Origin of the sequence: Pseudarthrobacter sp. lyk4-40-TYG-27 (assembly GCF_030209295.1) — a bacterium.
In the GTDB taxonomy this organism is placed as follows: Bacteria; Actinomycetota; Actinomycetes; order Actinomycetales; family Micrococcaceae; genus Arthrobacter.
Window position 1 is genome coordinate 142254 of the sequence record NZ_JARVSH010000008.1, and the last position, 16768, is coordinate 159021.

General features: G+C 67.4%; 16 protein-coding genes. 9 read left to right on the top strand and 7 right to left on the bottom strand.

The annotated features are described in order from the left end of the window. The first annotated feature begins 8 nt into the window (after window positions 1-8). From QRM96_RS16235 to QRM96_RS16260, 6 genes are all read left to right on the top strand, one after another. A complete protein-coding gene (locus QRM96_RS16235) occupies window positions 9-422 on the top strand; it encodes a sarcosine oxidase subunit delta (RefSeq protein WP_018760772.1) in 414 nt (137 codons plus the stop codon). After that, complete coding sequence (locus QRM96_RS16240) at window positions 419-3373, top strand: sarcosine oxidase subunit alpha family protein (protein WP_285320255.1); 2955 nt, start codon at window positions 419-421, stop codon at window positions 3371-3373. Before QRM96_RS16235 ends, QRM96_RS16240 begins: the two co-directional genes overlap by 4 nt. After that, window positions 3366-4010: a sarcosine oxidase subunit gamma gene (locus QRM96_RS16245; protein WP_109045540.1), complete on the top strand. Its 645-nt coding sequence runs from the start codon at window positions 3366-3368 to the stop codon at window positions 4008-4010. The genes QRM96_RS16240 and QRM96_RS16245 overlap by 8 nt, the downstream gene beginning before the upstream one ends. Further along, window positions 4010-5440, top strand: coding sequence for an L-serine ammonia-lyase (locus QRM96_RS16250; protein WP_109045541.1), 1431 nt, complete (start codon window positions 4010-4012; stop codon window positions 5438-5440). The genes QRM96_RS16245 and QRM96_RS16250 overlap by 1 nt, the downstream gene beginning before the upstream one ends. Window positions 5441-5443: 3 nt before the next feature. After that, window positions 5444-6340, top strand: a complete 897-nt coding sequence (gene purU, locus QRM96_RS16255; RefSeq protein ID WP_133831893.1) for a formyltetrahydrofolate deformylase — start codon at window positions 5444-5446, stop codon at window positions 6338-6340. A gap of 305 nt (window positions 6341-6645) precedes the next feature. Further along, window positions 6646-8121 carry an APC family permease gene (locus tag QRM96_RS16260; RefSeq protein WP_285320256.1) on the top strand — a complete coding sequence of 492 codons (1476 nt, stop codon included), beginning with the start codon at window positions 6646-6648 and terminating at the stop codon, window positions 8119-8121. Here QRM96_RS16260 and QRM96_RS16265 read toward each other — a convergent pair. Beyond that, window positions 8114-8743, bottom strand: a complete 630-nt coding sequence (locus QRM96_RS16265) for an AmiS/UreI family transporter (RefSeq protein ID WP_109045544.1) — start codon at window positions 8741-8743, stop codon at window positions 8114-8116. The two genes, QRM96_RS16260 and QRM96_RS16265, sit on opposite strands and share 8 nt — an antisense overlap. 128 nt (window positions 8744-8871) lie before the next feature. Continuing rightward, window positions 8872-9843: an AraC-like ligand-binding domain-containing protein gene (locus QRM96_RS16270; RefSeq protein WP_018760779.1), complete on the bottom strand. Its 972-nt coding sequence runs from the start codon at window positions 9841-9843 to the stop codon at window positions 8872-8874. Between the two features lie 168 nt (window positions 9844-10011). Between QRM96_RS16270 and QRM96_RS16275 the strand changes: the two genes are divergently transcribed. Further along, window positions 10012-10686: a DUF1345 domain-containing protein gene (locus QRM96_RS16275; RefSeq protein ID WP_018760780.1), complete on the top strand. Its 675-nt coding sequence runs from the start codon at window positions 10012-10014 to the stop codon at window positions 10684-10686. Window positions 10687-10768: 82 nt separating this feature from the next. Here QRM96_RS16275 and QRM96_RS16280 read toward each other — a convergent pair whose 3' ends face one another. Both QRM96_RS16280 and QRM96_RS16285 read right to left on the bottom strand, forming a co-directional pair. Then, the gene (locus QRM96_RS16280) at window positions 10769-10945 is read right to left on the bottom strand and encodes a CsbD family protein (RefSeq protein ID WP_018760781.1); all 177 of its coding nucleotides are present in this window, start codon (window positions 10943-10945) and stop codon (window positions 10769-10771) included. An 85-nt stretch (window positions 10946-11030) separates the two neighbouring features. After that, window positions 11031-11636 (bottom strand): TetR/AcrR family transcriptional regulator, encoded by a 606-nt coding sequence (locus QRM96_RS16285; protein ID WP_285320257.1) that lies wholly within the window; start codon window positions 11634-11636, stop codon window positions 11031-11033. Between the two features lie 123 nt (window positions 11637-11759). Between QRM96_RS16285 and QRM96_RS16290 the strand changes: the two genes are divergently transcribed. Both QRM96_RS16290 and QRM96_RS16295 read left to right on the top strand, forming a co-directional pair. Then, window positions 11760-13712, top strand: coding sequence for a primary-amine oxidase (locus tag QRM96_RS16290; protein ID WP_285320258.1), 1953 nt, complete (start codon window positions 11760-11762; stop codon window positions 13710-13712). Then, window positions 13699-14184, top strand: a complete 486-nt coding sequence (locus QRM96_RS16295; RefSeq protein ID WP_285320259.1) for a hypothetical protein — start codon at window positions 13699-13701, stop codon at window positions 14182-14184. The genes QRM96_RS16290 and QRM96_RS16295 overlap by 14 nt, the downstream gene beginning before the upstream one ends. 68 nt (window positions 14185-14252) lie before the next feature. Here the strand turns inward: QRM96_RS16295 and QRM96_RS16300 are convergent, their stop codons facing one another. From QRM96_RS16300 to QRM96_RS16310, 3 genes are all read right to left on the bottom strand, one after another. Next, window positions 14253-14627: a cupin domain-containing protein gene (locus QRM96_RS16300; RefSeq protein WP_018760785.1), complete on the bottom strand. Its 375-nt coding sequence runs from the start codon at window positions 14625-14627 to the stop codon at window positions 14253-14255. Window positions 14628-14780: 153 nt separating this feature from the next. After that, entirely contained in the window at window positions 14781-15539 is a 759-nt protein-coding gene (locus QRM96_RS16305; protein ID WP_018760786.1) for a ThuA domain-containing protein, read from the bottom strand. Next, window positions 15539-16672, bottom strand: a complete 1134-nt coding sequence (locus QRM96_RS16310) for a Gfo/Idh/MocA family protein (protein WP_285320260.1) — start codon at window positions 16670-16672, stop codon at window positions 15539-15541. The genes QRM96_RS16305 and QRM96_RS16310 overlap by 1 nt, the downstream gene beginning before the upstream one ends. Between the last annotated feature and the right edge of the window lie 96 nt (window positions 16673-16768).

The following is a 16768-nucleotide window of genomic DNA, read 5'->3' on the forward strand; positions in this document are numbered from 1 at the left end:
TTACGCACATGCTGCTGATCCCATGCCCCAACTGCGGCCCGCGGGACGAAACCGAATTCCACTACGGGGGACAGGCCCACGTGCCCTACCCGGAGAACCCGAACGAGCTGACCGACACCGAATGGTCCCGCTACCTCTTCTACCGGGAGAACCCGAAAGGCATCTTCGCCGAACGCTGGGTCCACAGCACGGGCTGCCGCCAATGGTTCAACATGCTCCGCGACACCGTCAGCTACGACATCCAGGCGGTCTACCCGATGGGTACGCGCCGGCCGGACCTTGCCGCTGATCCGGCCGTCGAGGCAGGCACCGCCAGTACAGCCGCCGACAGCACCACCACCGGTACCGCGGCACCCAGCCTCTCAGCAACCAGCCTTGCCGCCAGCCCTACCCGCACCGCCCCGGAAGGAGCCACCAAGTGACCTCGCAGAACGCCCGCCTGGCAACCGGCGGCCGCATCGACCGCACCATCTCCTGGCGCTTCATCGTGGACGGCGAGGAATTCACCGGGCACCCCGGCGACACGCTGGCCTCGGCCCTGCTCGCCAACGGCCGCATCGCCGCCGGCAATTCGCTCTATGAGGACCGGCCCCGCGGCATCATGTCCGCCGGAGTGGAAGAGGCCAACGCCCTGGTCCGCATCGAGGCCCGCTTCCCCGGCCACGTCGCCGAATCCATGCTGCCTGCCACCACCGTTTCCCTGGTGGACGGGCTCCAGGCCACCCGGCTCAACGGCCTGGGCAAGCTCGACCCGGAAGATGACCGCGCCGAGTACGACAAGAAGTACGTCCACACCGACATCCTGGTCATCGGCGGCGGCCCCGCCGGACTTGCCGCAGCCCGCGAGGCCGTCCGCAGCGGCGCCCGCGTCATGCTCCTGGATGACCAGCCCGAACTGGGCGGCTCCCTGCTCTCCGGTTCCACCGCGCCCGGCCTGGCCGAGACCATCGAGGGCAAGTCCGCCCTGGAGTGGGTGGCGGACGTTGAAGCCGAGCTGGTGTCCGGCGCCGAATCCACCGTCCTGAACCGCACCACCGCATTCGGCGCCTACGACGCCAACTACGTGATCGCCGTCCAGAACCGCACCGACCACCTCTCCAGCCCCGCCGCCCCCGGGGTGTCCCGGCAGCGGATTTGGCACATCCGTGCCAATCAGGTGGTCCTGGCCCCCGGCGCCCACGAACGCCCCCTGGTGTTCGAGAACAACGACCGCCCGGGAATCATGCTGGCATCGGCCGTGCGCACCTACCTCAACCGGTACGGCGTGGCCGCCGGAAAGCGCGTGGTCATCGGCACCACCAACGACAGTGCCTACGCCGCCGCAGCCGATCTCGCCGCCGCCGGGGTCAAGGTTGCCGCAGTCGTGGACGCCCGCCCCGCGCTGACCGCCGTGGCAACTGCCGCCGTCGAATCCGGAATCCGGGTGCTGATCGGCAGCGCGGTGGCCAACACTTCCTCCTCCGGAGAAGGCGCAGCCGACGGCCGGTTGGACGGCGTCACCGTCCGCAGCATCAACGACGACGGCGAGCTCACCTCCGGCGTCGAACAGATCGCCTGCGACCTGCTGGCTGTGTCCGGCGGCTGGAGCCCGCTGGTCCACCTGCACTCCCAGCGCCAGGGCAAGCTGCGCTGGGACGACGGACTGGCAGCCTTCGTCCCCAGCACCGAAGTGCCCAACCAGCAGACCATCGGCTCCGGCCGCGGCTCCTTCGCCACCGCCGACTGCCTTGCCGAGGGCGTCTCCGCCGGCGCGCGGGCCGCCATCGCAGCGGGCTTCGAATCCGCCGTCGAACCGTCAACGTTCGGTGAGCCCAAGGCCGCCGCGCCCACCCGCCAGCTCTGGCTGGTGCCGGGCGAGAACGGCACCCCCGACGACTGGCACCACCACTTCGTGGACTTCCAGCGCGACCAGTCCGTGGCTGACGTACTGCGCTCCACCGGGGCCGGCATGCGTTCCGTCGAGCACATCAAGCGGTACACCTCCATCAGCACCGCCAACGACCAGGGCAAGACCTCCGGCGTCAACGCCATCGGCGTGATCGCCGCGGCCCTCCGCACGGCCGGCGAAGCCTCCCGCGGCATCGGCGACATCGGAACCACCACCTACCGTGCACCGTTCACCCCGGTGGCCTTCGCGGCACTGGCCGGACGCCAGCGCGGCGAACTCTTCGACCCCGCCCGCATCACCTCCATCCACCCCTGGCATGTGGCCAAGGGTGCGCTCTTCGAGGACGTCGGGCAGTGGAAGCGCCCCTGGTACTACCCGCAGGACGGGGAGGACATGGACGCCGCAGTGCTGCGCGAATGTGCCGCTGTCCGCGAGTCCGTGGGCTTCATGGACGCCACCACGCTGGGCAAGATCGAGATCCGCGGCAAGGATGCGGGGGAGTTCCTGAACCGGGTCTACACCAACGCGTTCAAGAAACTCGCCCCGGGCTCGGCCCGCTACGGCGTGATGTGCACGCCGGACGGAATGATTTTCGACGACGGCGTGACCCTCCGCGTGGACGACGACACCTACTTCATGACCACCACCACCGGCGGCGCCGCGAAGGTCCTGGACTGGCTGGAAGAGTGGCTGCAGACAGAGTGGCCGGAACTGGACGTCAAGTGCACCTCGGTGACGGAACAGTGGAGCACCATCGCCGTCGTCGGCCCCAAGTCCCGTGAAGTCATCGCCAGGGTCGCACCGGAACTGGCTGCCAACGGCGGCCTGGACGCCGAGGCGTTCCCGTTCATGACCTTCCGCGAAACCACCCTGGCCTCCGGCGTCCGCGCCCGGATCTGCCGGATCTCGTTCTCCGGCGAACTGGCCTACGAGATCAACATCCCGGCCTGGTACGGGCTGAACACCTGGGAAGCCGTGGCCGCCGCCGGAGCCGAGTTCAACATCACCCCGTACGGCACCGAAACCATGCACGTGCTGCGCGCCGAAAAGGGCTACCCGATCGTCGGCCAGGACACGGACGGCACCGTCACCCCGCAGGACGCCGGCATGGAGTGGATCGTTTCCAAGGCCAAGGACTTCATTGGCAAGCGGTCGTACTCCCGCGCCGATTCCAGCCGCGAGGACCGCAAGCACCTGGTCAGCGTCCTTCCCGTCGACGGAACGCTCCGGCTGCCAGAAGGGACCCAGCTGGTGGAAAAGGGACGCTCCACCAACCCGGCCTACGGGCCGGTTCCGATGGAAGGCTTCGTCACCTCCAGCTACCACAGCGCAGCGCTGGGCAGGTCCTTCGGCCTGGCCCTGATCAAGAACGGCCGCAACCGCATCGGCGAAACACTGGTGGCCGCCGCCGGCGACCAGCTGGTGGACGTGGTTGTTGCGGAAACAGTGCTTTTTGACCCAGAAGGGACCCGTAAAGATGGCTGAAACAGCAGCATCCCCCACCCAGAGCTCCGCAGAGCAGAACCTCTCGGCACGCGTCAGCCCGGCACGCCAGCTGGCGGAAGCCTTCACCGCAGGCTCCCTGGCCGGCACCGTCGAACTGTCCGAGCTCCCCTTCCTGACCATGGTGGGGCTGCGGGCAGACGCCGGCTCGGAAACGGCGCAGCGGCTGGCCGCCGCCACCGGCGGACTGCCCGCCGCCTCCGGTGCTGTGGCAACCACCGGGGACACCTCTGTCCTGTGGCTGGGGCCCTCCGAGTTCCTGGTGGTGGCACCCACCGAGGCGCACGAATCCCTTGGCGGGGACCTGATCCCGGCCCTCCGGGAAGCGCTGGGCAACGACGCAGGCCAGGTGGTGGACCTGTCCGCCAACCGCACCACGTTCGAACTGGTGGGCCCCCGGGCCCGCGCCGTCCTGGAAAAAGGCTGCTCGCTGGACCTGCACCCCCGGGTGTTCAAGGCCGGTACCGCCTTCTCCACCGAAATCGCGAACATCCCAGCGATCCTCTGGAAGACCGGGGAGGACTCCTTCCGGATCTTCCCCCGGGCATCGTTCGCCGAGTTCCTGGGCCGGTGGCTCCTGGACGCCATGCGGGAGTACGCCTCACCCGAGGTACCCTGATGGCGCTCAGCGTCCTTGACCTGTTCTCCGTTGGCATCGGGCCCTCGTCCTCACACACGGTGGGCCCGATGCGGGCTGCCAAGCTCTTCGCCGACGGCCTGAAGGGCGACGGCCAGTTGGCCTCCACCGTGCGTGTCCAGTCGGAACTGTTCGGTTCCCTGGGCGCCACGGGCCGCGGCCACGGCTCCGACAAGGCGGTGGTCCTGGGCCTGCAGGGCCTGGAGCCCGAAACCGTGAACACGTTCACCGCTGACGACCAAGTGGCAGCAGCGGCCTTGAACGCCGAGCTGCACATCGCCGGCAGCCACCGGGTGGACTTCAACTGGGAAGAGGACGTGGTGCTGCACCGCCGCAAGTCCCTTCCCGCGCACCCCAACGGCATGACCTTCCGCGCCCTCGACCACACCGGCGCCGTGCTCAGCGAACGCAGCTACTACTCCATTGGCGGCGGCTTCGTGGTGGACGGCGACGCCGAAGGGGCCGACAAGGTGGTGGCGGACGACACCGTCCTGCCTTACCCGTTCGCCACGGCGGACGAGCTCCTGCAGATCTGCAGCCGCGAGGGCATGTCCATTTCCGATGTCATGCTGGCCAACGAACTCACCTGGCACAGCGAGGCAGAACTCCGGGAGAAGCTGCTCGGGCTCTGGGCCGTGATGCGCGAATGCGTGGAGAACGGCTGCAACGCCGAGGGCATCCTGCCGGGCGGCCTGAAGGTACCCCGGCGCGCACCGGCGCTGTTCCGCACCCTGACGGCGTCCGCTGCGGCATCGGCGGAGGCCTCCGCCCAGGCGGCGGCAGCAACGCCGTCGCCCGTCCAGGCACCGGCGGACCCGCTGCTGGCGATGGAATGGGTCAACCTGTTCGCACTCGCCGTGAACGAGGAGAACGCCGCCGGCGGGCGGATCGTCACGGCTCCCACCAACGGCGCGGCCGGGATCGTGCCGGCCGTCCTGCACTACTACGTGAAATTTGTTCCGGGAGCAGACGACGACGGCGTGGTCCGCTTCCTGCTGGCGGCGGCCGCCGTCGGAATCCTTTTCAAGACAAATGCGTCCATCTCCGGCGCCGAAGTGGGCTGCCAGGGTGAGGTGGGCTCCGCCTGCTCCATGGCCGCGGCCGGGCTCTGCGAAGTGCTCGGCGGGACACCGGCGCAGGTGGAAAACGCCGCGGAGGTGGGGATCGAGCACAACTTGGGCTTGACCTGCGATCCCGTGGGCGGCCTGGTGCAGATCCCCTGCATCGAGCGGAACGCGATCGCCAGCGTAAAGGCGATCAACGCAGCCCGGCTGGCCCTCCATGGGGACGGCAGCCACAAGGTCTCGCTGGACAAGGCCATCAAGACCATGCGCGACACCGGAGCCGACATGAAAACCAAGTACAAGGAAACCTCCCGAGGGGGCCTCGCCGTGAATGTGATCGAGTGCTGAGCCATGACTGTTACTGAGACCCGGATGCCTGCCCCGAAGGCGCCCACCACCGTGGAGCACGTCCTGACCCTCGACTGCGCCGAGGGCCCCGGCATCGTGCACGCCGTCTCCGGCTTCCTGCTGGAACACGGCTGCGACATCATCGACAACAAGCAGTTCGGTGAACGCTCCGAAGGCCACTTCTTCATGCGGGTGCACTTCGTTTCCGAGGGCGACGATTCCACCGTGGAAGTCCTGCGGGACTCGTTTGCCCCGGTCGCGGACAAATTCGGCATGCGGTGGCAGCTGGAACGCCAGGGCTCCAAGCGCAAGGTTCTGATCATGGTGTCCAAGTTCGGACACTGCCTCAACGACCTGCTGTTCCGTGCCCGGATCGGCGAACTTCCCGTTGACGTGGTGGCCGTGGTGTCCAACCACCGTGACCACCAGGCGTTGGTCGAGTGGCACGGCATCCCGTTCCACCACATCCCGGTCACGGCTGACACCAAGCCCGAGGCCGAGGCGCAGCTGATGGACCTGGTTGACGGGCTGGAGGTGGAACTGGTGGTGCTGGCCCGGTACATGCAGGTGCTCAGCGACGACCTGACCCGCAAGCTGGACGGCCGGGCCATCAACATCCACCACTCATTCCTGCCCAGCTTCAAGGGCGCGAAGCCGTACCACCAGGCCTACGCGCGTGGCGTCAAGACCGTGGGCGCCACAGCCCACTACGTCAACGCTGAACTGGACGAAGGACCCATCATCGCCCAGCAGGTGGTGGAGGTGGACCACACCTACGGGCCAGAGGACCTGGTGGCCGCCGGCCGCGACACCGAATGCAAGGCCCTCTCCAACGCGGTGAAATGGCACTGCGAGGGCAGGGTCCTGCTGCAGGGCAACCGCACCGTGGTGCTGCGGTAACCCCAGATAACTGAATTACGACGGCGTGGCCGGCTTCCTTCCAGGGGAGGCCGGCCGCGCTTTATTGTGCCCGGCTGATTCTCCCCATGTTTGGGCTCGCCCGACGGCGTGTCCCCGCCACACGCCGCCGGCTGCGAGTGATGCGGGCGGAAAGGTGGGGAAATTCAGCGGCGGGAGGATGCCCGGACCGGCGCTGCGCGGACCGACAACAACTGATCGCTGGTGGACAAAGCGGAAATCCCTGCCGCTGCCAAGCTGGATCCCACAGCAATTTTCCCGAGCTCATGACCGTTAAGAAGGATCCAATGAGTATTTCGAATTCCGAGACCCGGACCGCTGACGCTCCGGCCAAGGAGCATTCCACCGCCCTCCGCGCCGGCAGCATCGGCGTGCTCGGCATCCTGTTCTTCGTCCTGTCCGCCCAGGCGCCCCTGACGGGGATCGTGGGCGCGGCGCCGCTGGCGGCGGCCCTGGGCAACGGCGCCGGTGCCCCCGGCGCGTACCTGATCGTGGGCATAGTCATCGTGGTTTTCGCCGTCGGCTTCGTTGCCATGAGCCGCAAGATCCAAGCGAACGGCGCCTTCTACGCCTACGTGACGGCAGCTTTTGGCAGGCGGACCGGAGCCGGGGCGGCCTGGCTGGCCCTGCTGGCCTACAGCACCGTTCAGGCCGCCATGTACGGGCTGTACGGTGCGGCCTTCTCCGGGCTCCTGGCCTCGACCGGCCTGGACATTCCCTGGTGGCTGCTGGCCGTGGCCACCATGGCGGGAGTCCAGGTACTGGGCTCCCTCAACATCGAAATCGGCGCCCGCGTCCTGGCAGTGCTGGTGGGCCTGGAGGTGGCCATCCTGCTGATGTTCGGCTTCACCGTGCTGTTCCACGGCGGCGGCCCGGAAGGCATCAGCGTTGCGGCGTCCTTTTCCCCCGAAGCCATTGGTGCAGGTGCCCCCGGCGTTGCCATCATGTTCGCGGTGGCGTCCATGTTCGGCTTCGAGTCCACCGCCATCTACTCCGCCGAGGCCAAGGACCCGCACCGCACCGTCGCCCGGGCCACCTACCTCTCGGTAGGGGTGATCTCGGTATTCTTCGCCTTCATCTCCTGGATGCTGGTGAGCTACTACGGGCCCTCAAGCGTCATGGACGCCGCGGGCGCCGCCCTCGAGTCCGGGGATGCGACGTCCTTCGTGCTGGGTCCGCTGGTGGAACTGTTCGGCCCCTGGGCGGGCATCGTGGCCGGCATCCTGCTGGTCACCTCGCTGCTCGCCGGCATTATCGCCTTCCACAACGGCATCAACCGCTACCTCCACTCCCTGGCCCTGCGCGGTTCCATGCCCGCCGTCCTTGCCCGGACCAACCGGCACCGGGCTCCTGCCGTTGCCGCCTGGGTCCAGTCCGCCACCGCCGTCGTCCTGGTGGTGCCGTTCGCCATCCTGGCGATGGACCCTGTGCTGACCCTGTTCTCATGGTTCAGCGGCCTTGCTGTGGCAGCTCTCCTGGTGCTGTACATGCTCTGCTCAGCCGCCGTCGTCGCGTTCTTCCGACGGGAACATGCCGGCGCCGGGCTGTGGCAGACCCGGATTGCCCCGGCCCTGGCGGCAGTCCTGCTGGCATGGGTCCTCTACCTGGTGGTCAGCAATTTCACCGCCCTCATTGGCGGCAATGCCGAGACGGCCACGGCCCTGCTCGCAACGGTCCCGGCGGTCTTCCTGTCCGGGGTGCTGGTGGAATGGGTCATCGAGCGGCGCCACCAATCAGCTTCCCCGGGCCACGTGCTTACCTAGCTGGCGCGGGATCTCCGGCACTGGCCCGGCGTGGAACCTTTGGTTCGCGCCGGGCCAGTGCGCGTGCCGCGACGATCAGGATGGCCCCGATCAGCGCGCCACCCCACGCTGCGGCCGGAGAAGCGGGCCAGAGCCCTGCCAGGCCAAGGAGCGCCGGAATTGTGGCCGACGCCGGAGCAGCCAGCACCAAGGCCCAGCCCGTGAAACGTTCAAGCCGCACCGCGCCCAGGGCCAGGCAGGCGAACAGCAGGGCCCACAGCACGGACCAGCACACCCACAGCACCGCGAGCAGCGGATCCGCGCCCAGCCAAGCGGTGGCCAGCAGCATGCCGCAGAACGCCACCAACCCGCAAAACCAGCCAAGGCCGCGTGACCCGAGCCCCAGCAACACGTCCAGCCCCGAGTACAGATAGGTCGCTCCGAACAGGAACATGCCGGCGGCCGTGAGGAGCGGCGCCGGAGCGTCCCCGGCGGCAGAGACATAGACGACGGCGAGCACCAGTTGGGTGCCGCCCACCAGCAGGTTGAGGGCCGCGGCGTCGCGGCGGGGAACGTGCCCGAGGGTCGCCAGCCCGTTGGCCAGCAGCGCGGCACCGGAGAGCAGGAGGCAAATGAAAGGCATCAGCGGCCCTCTTCCCGGAAAACTAACGCGAGGCGGAACTTCTTTGTCACCTGACGGACGTTAGCGGAAGCGGAGGGGCGGTGCCCAACGGGCCCTGGTCGTAATTGGTGGGGACGGCCGGGTGCGGCCTAGGCGCTTTTGCGCCACTCGCTGGGTGAGACGCCGAAGGCGTCGCGGAAGGTGCGGCTGAAGTGGGCTGCGTCCAGGAAACCCCAGCGGCCCGCAATCGTGCCGACGGACTGCCCCGCGTTCAGCGGGTCGCGGAGTTCGCGGCGGGCGCCCTCAAGCCGTTGGGTCCGGATCCAGCTGGCCACCGTGGTCCCGGACTCGTGAAAGACGTTATGCAGGTGCCTGGTGGAGATGAAATGTGCTGCTGCAATGCTCGCCGGGGACAACAGCGGGTCCGAGAGGTGCGCCTCGATGTACTCGCGGACCGAGACGGCCAGCAGCGCCTGCGGCTTCATCCGGTCCGGCTTAATATCCATTTCGGCATGCAGCATGGTGGACACCAGGTCCAGGGCATTCGTTGCCAGCCGGGACCCGCTGGGGCCGTTCAGGACGTCCAGGTTTTCCGACAACTGGCGGATGAACTGACCCACGAGTCCGCTCAGGCCTCCGCTGCCCATCCGCACTGCCGCCAACTGTCCCACATAGTCGGTGGGCAGGGACACGGCGTCGCAGGGGAACATCAGCACCATGATGCGGGTCGTGTCCTCGAAGGCGAGGGTGTACGGCCGGTTGGTGTCGTAAATGGCCAGGTCCCCGGGCTGGAGCACGGCTTCGCGGTTGTCCTGGATCAGCAGCCCGGTGCCCTCCAGTTGCAGGTTGAGCTTGAAATAGCGTTCGTGGGCCTGTGCGATCAGGGCGGGGGTGCGGTGCACTTCGTGCGAGGTGGCGGTCACTTCAACAACGGACATCCGGTCCAGCACCCGGGAGCGCATCCGGCCCTGGAACCCGTCCACGTCAGCTGTCTGTGCGGTGAGGGGCACGAAGGACTCTGCCACCAGGTGCTTCCAGTGGTCGAAGGACGCCGCAACGCTCGCAGTAACGTGCTGGCGTTCGGGCCGGGTAACTTTTCCGGCTGTAGCTGTTGCTGGCATGGATGTTCCTTGCGACAGATGGCCACCTGATGTCCCCCCCCGGACTGTGTCCTGCGACACAGTACGTTCAGGGTAGCGCGGGCCGAATCTTTTTTCAACGGTTGGCGAAAAAAGAATGGCTCGGCTGCCTGTCAGGCATTTCCAAGCTTCCCGTGGCATGATCCGCGCATGAACGCCGTCGCCGCTTCACAGGACCGCCACCGCAACTTCAATTCCCCCGCGCATCATTCCCGGCTGCGGATGGTGGTGATGCTCGCTGTTGGCGTGGTGGTGGCACTTGGCGTGGGTGCGCTGGGGCACTGGACCTATGCGCCCGCCCTCGGCTGGGCGGCCGCCTCGGCCACGTACCTGGTCTGGGTCTGGAGTGTGATCCGGCACCTGGGGCCCGGCGCAACCGCCGCCCATGCCCGCCGGGAGGATCCGGGCCGGGTCTTTTCGGACACGATGGTCCTCAGTGCCACGGTGGCCAGCTTTGCCGGAGTGGCCCTGATCCTGCTGGATGCCTCCAGCTCGCAGGGCATGAGCAAGGATGCCACGGTGGCCATGGCCCTGGGCAGCATTGCCCTGTCGTGGTTCCTGGTCCACACCCTGTTCACGCTCCGCTACGCGGCCATCTACTACCGCGACGGGACCGGCGTCGATTTCAATGAGGAAACCCAGCCCCGCTATGCGGACTTCGCGTACCTGGCGTTCACCGTTGGCATGACCTTCCAGGTATCGGATACGGACCTGAAGACCAACGCCATCCGCTCCACGGTCCTCCGGCAAGCCCTGCTGTCCTACCTGCTGGGGGCCATCGTCCTGGCCACCACCATCAACCTGGTGTCCGGCCTCATCCACTAAACGCCCGCGTGAGCGGGTTGGCTCCGTTAACGCCAATGGGTGCAGCCCCTGCGGGAGCTGCACCCATTGTGGGAGGCGTCAATTAATCCTTCTTGAAGGCATCCTTGACTTTTTCGCCGGCCTGCTTGAGGTCGGCTTTTGCCTGGTCGCCCTGGCCCTCAGCCTTCAGGCTCTCATCGCCCGTGGCGCTGCCGGCAGCTTCCTTGCCCTTGCCGCCAAGCTTCTCTGCAGCGTTGCCGATCTTGTCGTCCAAACCCATGGAGATGCTCCTAACAATTCGTGCTCGCTCCGGTCTGCACCAGAACCTGACCAGTCAATAGTAAGCATACTTTCGAGTTTAGGGCTCATTTGCTGCCTGGAATTTTGCCAAGCAGGGCGAGGTAGCCTTCCAGCTGCGCGGCGTGGCCGAACTCCACTTGGCCCTCCGGCGCAAGGGCGGCCTCGACCTGGGCTCCCAGCAGCATGTTCAGCAGCTGGCCGGCAAGGATGGAGTCGGCGACGCCGGCGTTGACGTCCCCGCTGTTCCGTGCCTCTCCGAGGTAGCGGCGGATGGCGGCCAGCCATTCGGCCATGGATTCGCGGTGGATGTCAGCCTTCCGTGGATCGCTGACGGCCTTCTGCCAGAACGGGATGACCACGCGCGCTTCATTGATGCGCTCTTCATCGAGGGGGAGGACCTCCAGGCAAAAGGACCGCAGCGCCTCCAATCCGGCCTTGCCTGCCGTCACCTGGGCGACGCGTTGATTGGTCCGGTTGAACACATGGCTGAAGGCGAACTCAAGCAGCGTGTCCTTCGTGGGGAAGTATGGCTTCAGGGCGCCGTTGGCGAAGCCGGCCTCCATGGCAATCTCGCGCATGGTGGCACTTTCAAGCCCCTGCCGGGCGATGATCCGCCACGTGGCATCCACGAGTTCCAGGCGGCGCTCGTCATGGTCAACAATCTTCGGCACGGCGGCCACTCCCCGGAAATTTCTTTGCCCAACCTCTTGTGAGCCATGTTACGGACGTTTATTCTCTACAACTATAGAAAATAAACCCAATGGCCGGCGACGGCCCGGACGAAGGTTTGCTCCATGACGCTTGCACCCACCGACACTGCATCAGCCTCTGCGTCGGCCTACCGGCTGGCCACGGCGCAGGAAATCCTGGACGTGCGCTCCATCCTGCAGTCGGAAGGCCACCTCGGCCCGCAGCACAGGATCGCCTACCTGGGCCAGCTGGATCCTTCGCGCGGCACCGATCCAGCGCCGGCCGACCGGCGCTTCCGCGTCTTCATCCACGATGTCTCAGGCGCTGCGCCGCGCGATGTCGTGGTCTCCACCACCCGGCACGAGGTGCTCTCCGCCGTCGAACTGGACACCGCGGTGACCGGCGAGCTTCCGGTCCTCGAGGAGGAGTTCGAGGTGGTGGAGGCGCTGCTGGCCGCGGACGAACGGTGGCTCAAAGCGCTCGCGGACCGCGGGCTGGATGTCGGGAAGGTCCGGGTGGCCCCGCTGTCCGCCGGGGTCTTCGAATACGCCGAAGAGAAGGGCCGCCGGATCCTCCGCGGGCTGGCATTCGTGCAGGAGTTCCCGGAGGACAGTGCTTGGGCGCATCCGGTGGACGGCCTGGTGGCCTATGTGGATGTGGTCAGCAAGGAGGTCACCCAGGTGGTCGACCTCGGCGTGATGCCCGTCCCGGCCGAGCACGGCAACTACACCGACCCCGAACTGACCGGACCCATCCGCGACACCCAAAAGCCCATCAGCATCACCCAGCCCGAAGGCCCCAGCTTCACTGTCGCCGACGGCAACCACGTGGAGTGGGAAAAGTGGAGCGTGGACGTTGGCTTCGATGTCCGCGAAGGGGTTGTCCTGCACAATCTCGCCTTCCAGGACGGCGGCCGGAAGCGGCCCATCATCAACCGGGCGTCCATTGCCGAGATGGTGGTTCCCTACGGCGACCCGTCGCCGGTCCGGTCATGGCAGAACTACTTCGACACCGGCGAATACCTGGTGGGCCAGTACGCCAACTCCCTGGAACTGGGCTGCGACTGCCTGGGCGAGATCACCTACCTCAGCCCCGTCATCTCCGACGCGTTCGGCAACCCGCGCGAAATCCGCAACGGCATCTGCATGCACGAGGAAGACTGGGGCATCCTCGCCAAGCACTCGGACCTCTGGAGCGGCGTCACCTACACCCGCCGCAACCGCCGCCTGGTGATCTCCTTCTTCACCACCATCGGCAACTACGACTACGGCTTCTACTGGTACCTCTACCTGGACGGCACCATCGAGTTCGAAGCCAAGGCCACCGGCGTCGTTTTCACGTCCGCGTTCCCGGCAGGCGGCTCGGACAACATCTCCCAGCTGGCCCCGGGCCTTGGCGCCCCGTTCCACCAGCACCTCTTCAGCGCCCGGCTGGACATGGCGATCGACGGCTTCACCAACCGGGTGGAGGAGGAAGACGTGGTCCGGCAGGCCATGGGGCCGGGCAACGAGCGCGGCAACGCCTTCTCCCGCAAGCGCACCGTGCTGGCGCGGGAATCCGAGGCCGTCCGCGAGGCCGACGCCCGCGCAGGCCGCACCTGGATCATCTCCAATCCCGAATCCCGCAACCGGCTGGGTGAGCCCGTGGGCTACAAGCTCCACCCGCACAATCAGCCCACGCTCCTGGCCGATCCGGACTCCTCGATCGCCCGCCGCGCAGCCTTCGCCACCAAGGATCTCTGGGTCACCCGCCACACGGACGGGGAACGCTACCCGACGGGCGACTTCGTCAACCAGCACGCCGGCGGCGCGGGCCTGCCGGCCTACGTGGCGCAGGACCGCGACATCGACGGCCAGGACATCGTGGTCTGGCATACCTTCGGCCTCACCCACTTCCCCCGGGTGGAGGACTGGCCCATCATGCCCGTGGACACCGTGGGCTTCAAGCTCCGGCCGGAAGGTTTCTTCGACCGCAGTCCGGTGCTGGATGTCCCGGCCAACCCGAACCGGCAAGCCGCGTCCTGCCACACCGAGGGCGGCAGCGGTGGCTGCCACTAGCGCCGCCCCTGCCCCGGCGCCGGCAGCAGGCTGGGCAGCAGCAGGAAAGACGACGACGGCGGCCCGGGCCCGTGCCGGCGGTCCGGTGGTCCATCCCCGGCTCGCGGCCGTGGTCACCGCCGTTTCCTGCGCCATGCACGTCTGGCTGGCCGCCACAGGCACCCACGGTGCCTGGCTTAGCGCCCTCATGCTGGCCCTTGCCGCGGTCTGCGTGCCCTGTGCCGTCCATATCTGGCGGCACCGCGGTGTGGCCGCACTCCACCGGGTCACCGCTGCCGCCGTGGCCATGGCCGCCGTCCACGCGGGCCTCCTGCTGGGAGCCGGCGGTGCCGGCCACGCGCACGGCGCAGTGCCGTCGTCGTCCGCTGGTGCTGAGTCCGGCGGCAGCGCCCGGCTGCTGCTGGTCATTGGCCTGGAACTGGCCACCGCCCTGGTGGCCGCCACGTTGGTGGCGAGGCTGCGCCGGCGGTAGGCGGCGCAGAAACGCCAGGCTGCGTGCCGCGAAAGGTGGCGACGCGCGGCCTGGCGCTTGTCCGGTTGTCAGGCGGGCTTGGCGTACTCGGCCGCGCTCATGACTTCATAACCAACGAACGTCTCGTCGTTTTCCACCCAGGCGTCGTGGCCGGCCGGAATGGAGTAGGCGTCCCCCGCGTGGATGGTGGTGCGGGTGCCGTCGTCCAGCTGGACGGTCAGGGTCCCGGCGGTGCAGAAGCCAAGGTGGTTGTTTTGGCAGCTGTCCGTGTGGACCACGGTTTTGACCGTTTCGGACCAGCGCCAGCCGGGCTCGAAGGTAAGCCGGCCCAGGGTGGCGCCGCCAATGTTGACTACGTCCACCTGGGTCTTGGGCGGACGGCGCTTTTCGTCGGCGTCGTTGAAGGACTTGGTTTCAAGGTCCTTGACCGTTATTGCAGGCATTTCTGGCTCCTCGAAAGGGAGTGGTTATGAAATTCGCCCACGGGCGCTGAGCCGCTCAGGGAATGACGGTCCGGCGGGGCGGGAAGTGCCCGTCAGGAACCCGCCGGACCTTGCGTCGCAACGATTTCAATCTGCTCTCCGGCGCTGGCGATGTCAATGCCGGGCGGCCCATTCGAACCATTCCCGGGCCGGGTTGGTCACCGCAGGGGCCGAGCGGTCCAGCCCTGGCTGCGCCGCCCACCTCACGCCGTTGGCGAGCACCCGCTGGACCTGCGGATGGTGGTACACGGGGTACTCCTGGTCGCCGGGGCTGAAGTAGAAGATCCTGCCCTTGCCCCGGGTGAACGTGACGCCGGAACGGAACACTTCGCCGCCGGCGAAGGAACTGATGAAGATCAGGTCGTCGGGGTCCGGGATGTCGAACAGTTCGCCGTACATTTCCTGCTCGGGGATGACGATGGGGCTCTCCACGCCTTCCGCGATGGGATGCGACGGCTTCACCGTCCACACCAGCTCGCGCTGGCCGTCGTTCCGCCAGGCGAGGGAGCAGCTGGTGCCCAGCAGCCTGGTGAAGATTTTCGCGAAGTGCCCCGAATGGAGCACGATCAGTCCCATCCCACCGAGCACCTGCCGGTGGACGCGTTCGACGACGGCGTCACTCACCTCGTGGTGGGCGATGTGGCCCCACCAGAGCAGGACGTCCGTTTCCGCGAGCACCTCCTCGTCCAGGCCGTGGTCGTCGTTGCTGGCGAGCACCGCCGTCGTAATGTCCGCGTCCGGGTAGTAGGGCCGGAGCCCCGCGGCGATGGCGCCGTGGATACCATCCGGGTAGATATCGCCGATATGGGCGGGCTCGTTGTTGGCCTCGTGGACGCCCTCATTCCAGACCCGGATCCTCAGTTTTCCGTTCATTAGAGCCTGACCTCCCTCTGCTCGAGTGCCGACTGGTAGCAAGCGTCGATGACCTGTGCCCGGTAGAGCGCCAAGGAGCCGTCGTGCTCGGCCCAGGCCGCTTCACCGTCGCGGACTGCTGTCACGAAGTCTTCCACCACGGCGTCGTGGGCGCGGCCGGGCAGCACCGGCGGCACGTAGTCGGCTGACTCGCCGTCCTTGTCCGTGAACACCCGGAGCTGGCCCACGGGCGGGAACGGCGCCCCGTGCACCTTCAGTTCGGCGCCGCCGTCCGTGCCGTAGACCGTGAAGTCGAGGAGATCGTCCGTTTCCCGGTATGTTGCCCAGCCGGCCTCGATCAGCAGCGTTCCGCCGCCCTCAAGGCGGAGGAACGCAGAGGCGAAGTCCTCCACTTCGAAGGCGTGGCTCGTGGCCTGGGCCGAGTACCTGCTGCCGCCGCCGCGTCCCTGCGGGCCCAGTTCCGAGTGGGTGGCGGCAGAGACGGCCACCACCTTCGGTTCTCCGAGCAGGTGCAGGGCGTAATCCAGTGCGTGGACGCCGATGTCCGCCAGCGGTCCGCCGCCTGCGAGCTCGGGGTTGGTGAACCAGCTGCCCAGGGTGGGGATGCCGGAGCGGCGGAGCCAGGAGGCCTTGGCGTAGTAGGGGCGGCCCAGGCCGCCGGCGTCGATGACGTCCTTGAGGGCCTTGATGTCGCCGCGGCGGCGGTGGTTGAACGCCACATCCAGGACCCGTCCGGCCTTGCGGGCAGCATCCACCATGGCCTGGCCCTCCACGGCGTTGCGGGCGATCGGCTTTTCGCTCAGCACATGGATTCCCCGCTCCAGGGCCGCGATGGCAATGGGGGCGTGCAGGAAGGTGGGAACGGCCACGCTCACGGCGTCCAGGCCGCCGTGGTCCAGCATGTCCTGCCAGTCGGCGAAACCGTTGGGAATGGCGTATTCGGCTTGCAGGTCCGTCCGGAGTTCCTGCTCCATTCCTGCCAGCGAGACGATGCGGATGCCCTCCAGGTCGCTGTAGGCCTTCAGGTGCTGCTGGCCGGCCCAGCCGATGCCGACGACGCCGACGCGGAGATCCTTGGCCGGGGCCTTTCCTGGTTCCGGGGGCTTCGGGCCGGGGCTTTGCTGGTAGTTCAAGGGTGCTTCCTTTTCGGTGCCGGGCTGGTGCGGGACTGGGTTTGTGGAATCGATTCCAAAACGGTTCGCAACGAACCCAAGGGGCGTTTGGAATCG

Bases quoted from the DNA above. Each gene is read 5' to 3' on its own strand.
- QRM96_RS16275 (WP_018760780.1), top strand. From the start codon at position 10,012: ATGAACGCCGTCGCCGCTTCACAGGACCGCCACCGCAACTTCAATTCC.
- QRM96_RS16250 (WP_109045541.1), top strand. From the start codon at position 4,010: ATGGCGCTCAGCGTCCTTGACCTGTTCTCCGTTGGCATCGGGCCCTCG.
- QRM96_RS16290 (WP_285320258.1), top strand. From the start codon at position 11,760: ATGACGCTTGCACCCACCGACACTGCATCAGCCTCTGCGTCGGCCTAC.
- QRM96_RS16260 (WP_285320256.1), top strand. From the start codon at position 6,646: ATGAGTATTTCGAATTCCGAGACCCGGACCGCTGACGCTCCGGCCAAG.
- QRM96_RS16245 (WP_109045540.1), top strand. From the start codon at position 3,366: ATGGCTGAAACAGCAGCATCCCCCACCCAGAGCTCCGCAGAGCAGAAC.
- QRM96_RS16280 (WP_018760781.1), bottom strand. From the start codon at position 10,945: ATGGGTTTGGACGACAAGATCGGCAACGCTGCAGAGAAGCTTGGCGGC.
- QRM96_RS16265 (WP_109045544.1), bottom strand. From the start codon at position 8,743: ATGCCTTTCATTTGCCTCCTGCTCTCCGGTGCCGCGCTGCTGGCCAAC.
- QRM96_RS16305 (WP_018760786.1), bottom strand. From the start codon at position 15,539: ATGAACGGAAAACTGAGGATCCGGGTCTGGAATGAGGGCGTCCACGAG.
- purU (WP_133831893.1), top strand. From the start codon at position 5,444: ATGACTGTTACTGAGACCCGGATGCCTGCCCCGAAGGCGCCCACCACC.
- QRM96_RS16270 (WP_018760779.1), bottom strand. From the start codon at position 9,843: ATGCCAGCAACAGCTACAGCCGGAAAAGTTACCCGGCCCGAACGCCAG.
- QRM96_RS16300 (WP_018760785.1), bottom strand. From the start codon at position 14,627: ATGCCTGCAATAACGGTCAAGGACCTTGAAACCAAGTCCTTCAACGAC.
- QRM96_RS16235 (WP_018760772.1), top strand. From the start codon at position 9: ATGCTGCTGATCCCATGCCCCAACTGCGGCCCGCGGGACGAAACCGAA.